The sequence below is a fragment of the Mesorhizobium sp. M0062 genome (assembly GCF_040323125.1).
In the GTDB taxonomy this organism is placed as follows: domain Bacteria; phylum Pseudomonadota; class Alphaproteobacteria; order Rhizobiales; family Rhizobiaceae; genus Mesorhizobium.
In genome coordinates this window covers 1-4,869 of sequence record NZ_JAMYUO010000056.1, presented here as the reverse complement: position 1 = coordinate 4,869, position 4,869 = coordinate 1, and the positions used below count along the sequence as shown (strand labels likewise).

Annotated in this window: 2 protein-coding genes; one reads left to right on the top strand and one right to left on the bottom strand. The window is 60.5% G+C overall.

Annotated elements, in window-relative coordinates; genetic code table 11:
- The coding region (locus NKJ64_RS30355; RefSeq protein ID WP_352463822.1) for a winged helix-turn-helix domain-containing protein at positions 1-179 on the top strand (179 nt) is incomplete at its 5' end.
- A gap of 153 nt (positions 180-332) precedes the next feature.
- Here the strand turns inward: NKJ64_RS30355 and NKJ64_RS30350 are convergent.
- The gene (locus NKJ64_RS30350; RefSeq protein ID WP_352463821.1) at positions 333-4,601 is read right to left on the bottom strand and encodes a Ulp1 family isopeptidase; all 4,269 of its coding nucleotides are present in this window, start codon (positions 4,599-4,601) and stop codon (positions 333-335) included.
- Positions 4,602-4,869 lie beyond the last annotated feature (268 nt).

Here is a 4,869-nt window from a genome sequence, read left to right as displayed (position 1 = left end):
CGAGCCGTGTGCGTGGAGAAGAGGTGTACGATCGAAGTATCGATGTCCTAATCATGCGCTTGCGCCGAAAGCTGGAGGCTGATGCGGCCAACCCTCGCCTGGTCAAAACATCCCGTGGCGCAGGGTACTTCTTCAACGCTGACGTAGATGTTAGCTACGGAGGCACGTTGGCCGCGTGACAGTGAGCTATGCTGGAGATTGGGGTGACGAGGCTGATCAAGCCTTCCAACAGTACCAGCCTGATCAATTACGGCGAGAGCTACCGGTCCGGAGATCGCATCAGCCCCTCTGTCGTCAAGAGAGCTGTTCTGCTTGACCCCAGCCATGGGAGCTCAACGCCCCGCGTCGGAGCGCTCCCTGCTTCTGAAGGAAGCCATTAGGTCCGCTCGGGCTTGATCGGAGGCTTGGCTGATGGACGTCGTGGTTGCTTCGCTCAGTTGCCGCCCCATGGCGCGGCTTTGCGGATTATCAATCCTCTGCCTCTTCGCCGGTCTCAACAGCGCTGTGTAATGTTCATTGTTTATGATGACGCCCCCGCTGTTCACGAGGTTGCTCCTGTCAAGTGTACTCGTCAGTCCGTCCTGGGCCTCACGCTTGTTGCCCAAGTGCCGTTCAAACGGCGCTGGCGCGACTTGTTGAGCTCGAGAGATGGGTCCCTGCTCTCCTGCGTGGCCATGAGCTTGTGCCGCGGTCTGCGCAGCGGCGTCCCCAATGGCACGAGCCTCCATGCCGACTGCGTCTTCCGGACGAGCAGCAAGGGCAATTTCGCGCCCGAGTGCGAACTTCCGGACATGAGTTAGTGCACTGATGTCAGCGGTTTTCATATAGCGCTTGGCATCTTCATCCAGCGACCGCTCGTGAAGCCGATCCGCAATCCCCGGCTTTTTGTTTTCAACCAGGCATTGACTGAAACGTCTAAGAGCAGACCCATAGACCTCAACGGTACGGGGTTTCGGCCCCGTCGGCGCTGCCTCGTACGCTTTGATGAGAGCCGCTGTGTACTCTCTGATGAGCACGGCGTCGGCAGGGTGGGGATTCAGGGCAGGGCGGCCCACCACTGGCGCTCCGCCCGCCCACGTCTTGAGACGACCCAGTGACCCAGCCACGGCCGAGGGGCCGCCACCCCAGATCTCGTACTCCTTGCGATCCCGATCCAGCGACGAATCGTGAAGCCGATCCGCAATCCCCGGCTTGTTATTTTCAACGAGCCAATGACCAAAGCCGAAAAGAATATCTACATGGCGCTTGACCGTGATCTCCCCGACCTTACCGGCATAGAGTGCTGACCTCAGCCCTTCGACAAGGGTCGCATCGTTGGAATAAAGAGGACCCTTGTCGGGACCGGAGACCACTTTTGGGCGATCTGGCTGCACCGCCGCCGGCACAGAACGAGCATGGTCACGCAACTCGGACGGTGCGGGGGGATTCAGATCAACCACTGACGAATCCGGCGCATGATGATGGCGCGCCGTTGAGTGACCCGGCTGCAGCACCGAGGCACCCAGCATCGACCCACTGCCTCCGGCGTACGGCGCCGCGGCGTGTTCTTGTCCGCTCCCTTGCATCATGGGCTGCGCCTCCCATGGCAATGCACCCACTTGATGGGTGGGGGCCTGCATCAGCACGCGAGCGCCTGAATTGCCGATCTCGCTCAGCTGCGGCTCAGTGGAAACGTCCTGCAGACGACTGTTCGGGGTCCTTTGCCTCTTCGCTGGTCTCAACTCCGCTGTATCATGCTCACGGTTGATGAGGACCTCCTCGCTTGGTAGCTGGTTGCTCCTGTCCTGTGCAGCGATCCGCTCGTCCGGCGCGCGCTGGTCGCCGTCGCGCCAGCTCAGGGGACGAAAGGACCCTGCGGGATCCGAGGCTTGGTGATGGGGCCCAGTTGGCACGAAAGACGATGCCAGAACAGCGTCGTCTTCATTAGCTTTCCCAGGGGGGAGATACTCTGGCCAACTGTATTCCTCCTGCGGCCCGCTGCGCTGCGCAGCGGCGTCCCCCTTGCTCTCAAGACTTTGAAATTTAAATGGGTCCCCGGGAGCAACGTCTGGCGCTGACTGGCCGAGCCGCTTGATCTGCTGGTGAAACGTCCCAACGGGGCTTTCCTTAACCGCGTCTCGGGCCTGTCGGTCCATGAGTTCAAAGTTCGTAAGATTATTTGCCGTTCCGAATGTATTGTCACCCCTGAGGCGGGTTTGTAGTGCCTGCCGATTGACGACGAGGTTGTTGAGGTTCAGGTTATCTGGCTGCGATTGCAATCGCCCAACCAGCGCCCGCGTGCCGTCCACCACGTAGACTCCGCAATCCACCACGTTGCTCTGCTGGGCGATGCGGGATACGCCCACGCGGGTCTCCAGGCTGGCGCCCAGATTTTCTGCGAGCTCTTTTGCAAGCGTGTCATTGCATCCGTTGTAGGAGTCATAATGATAGGCAACCGGCCGTTCCCGGTCGCTGCGATCAACGAACAGCAGCGACCAATGGGTGCCGCGCTCCGCAAGAGTCTTACCGCCATCGCTCACTGGCACGAACAGGAAGTCGGCTGTGTCGTTACCGTTCTGATTATGGACGATGCGCTGGAATGCGCTTAGCTTGTCGCTCTCGGAGCCCAAGCGCAGATGATAATTGGCTACGAGGGGATCCACGAACCGCGTCCGGGCGGCGAGATCTGGATTGTTCCCCTGCAACTCCTGCTCCAGGAGTTGGTAATCCCTCTGGATATGTTCGTCGCCTAGCCATTCCAATGCGCCGAGCACCCGCCCGTCTTTAGCTTCCCCAGGGAGCTTCTCTGGCCGACCCAATGCCTCCTGCGTCCCGCTGCGCTGCGCAGCGGCGTCCCCAATGGCACGAGCCTCCATGCCGACTGCGTCTTCCGGACGAGCAGCAAGGGCAATTTCGCGCCCGGGTGCGAACTTCCGGAGATGAGCTAGTGCACTGATCCTCCGGTTACCACCGGAGTTCACATAGCGCTTGGCATCTTCATCCAGCGACCCCTCGTGAAGCCGATCCGCAATCCCCGGCTTTCTGTTTTCATGCAGGTATTCACTGAAACGTATAAGAGTAGATCCATAGACCTGAATGGTACCGCGATTCGGCCCGGTCGCAGGCGCTTCTTTGTACTCTTTGATGAGAGCCGCTGTGTAATCTCTGATGAGCGCGGCGTCGGCAGGGTAGGGATTCCGGACAGGGCGGTCGACCACTGGCGCTCCGCCCGCCAACGTCTTGAGACGACCCAGTGCTCTAGCCACGATCGAGGGGCCACCCCTGCTCTCGTACTCCGAGGGGCCACCCCTGCTCTCGTACTCCTTGCGATCCTGATCCAGCGACGATTCGTCAAGCCGAGCAGCAAATCCCGGCCTGTTATTGTCAAAGAGCCAACGACCAAAGCCGAGAAGAGAATTTACATGGCGCTTGACCGTGCTCTCCTTGACCTTACCCGCGTAAGCTGACCTCAGCCCTTCGACAACGGTCGCATCGTTGGAATAGAGGGGACCCTTGTCGGGACCGGAGACCACTTTTGGAGGATCTGGCTGCACCGCCGCCGGCACAGAACGAGCATGGTCACGCAACTCGGACGGTGCGGGGGGATTCAGATCAACCACTGACGAATCCGGCGCATGATGATGGCGCGCCGTTGAGTGACCCGGCTGCAGCACCGAGGCACCCAGCATCGACCCACTGCCTCCGGCATACGGCGCCGCGGCGTGTTCTTGTCCGCTCCCTTGCATCATGGGCTGCGCTTCCCATGGCAATGCACCCACTTGATGGGTGGGGGCCTGCATCAGCACGCGAGCGCCTGAATTGCCGATCTCGCTCAGCTGCGGCTCAGTGGCAACGTCCTGCAGACGACTGTTCAGGGGCCTTTGCCTCTTCGCTGGTCTCAACTCCGCTGTATCATGCTCACGGTTGATGAGGACCTCCTCGCTTGATAGCTGGTTGCTCCTGTCCTGTGCAGCGATCCGCTCGTCCGGCGCGCGCTGGTCGCCGTCGCGCCAGCTCAGGGGACGAAAGGACCCTGCGGGATCCGAGGCTTGGTGATGGGGCCCAGTTGGCACGAAAGACGATGCCAGAACAGCGTCGTCTTCATTAGCTTTCCCAGGGAGCTCGCGCCCGAGTTCGGACTTCCGGAGATGAGCTAGTGCACTGATCCCACCGGAGTTGTTATAGCGCTTGGCATCTTCATCCAGCGACCCCTCGTGAAGCCGAGCCGCAATCCCCGGCTTTTTGTTTTCAACGAGGTATTCACTGAAACGTCTAGGAGCAGATCCATAGGTCTGAATGGTACCGGGATTCGGCCCGGTCGGCGCTGCCTTGTACTCTTTGATGGGAGCCGCTGTGTAATCTCTGATGAGCGCGGCGTCGGCAGGGTCGGGATTATTCAGGACAGCGGCGCGGTCCAGCACTGGCGCTCCGCCCGCCCACGTCTTGAGATGACCCACTGCTCTAGCCACGTCCGAGGAGCCACTCTTGCTCTCGTACTCCTTGAGATCCGGATCCAGCGACTCCTCGTGAAGCCGAGCAGCAAATCCCGGCCTGTTATTATCAAAGAGCCAACGACCAAAGCCGAGAAGAGAATTTACATGGCGCTTGACCGTGCTCTCCAATGCTGACCTCAGCCCTTCGACAATGGTCGCATCGTTGGAATAGAGAGGACCCTTGTCGCGACCGGAGACCCCTATTGGAGGATCTGGCTGCACCGCCGCCGGCACAGAACGAGCAGGGTCACGCAACTCGGACGGTGCGGGGGGATTCAGATCAGCCACTGACGAATCCGGCGCATCATGATGGCGCGCCGTTGAGTGACCCGGCTGCAGCACCGAGGCACCCAGCATCGACCCACTGCCTCCGGCGTAGGGCGCCGCGGCGTGTTCT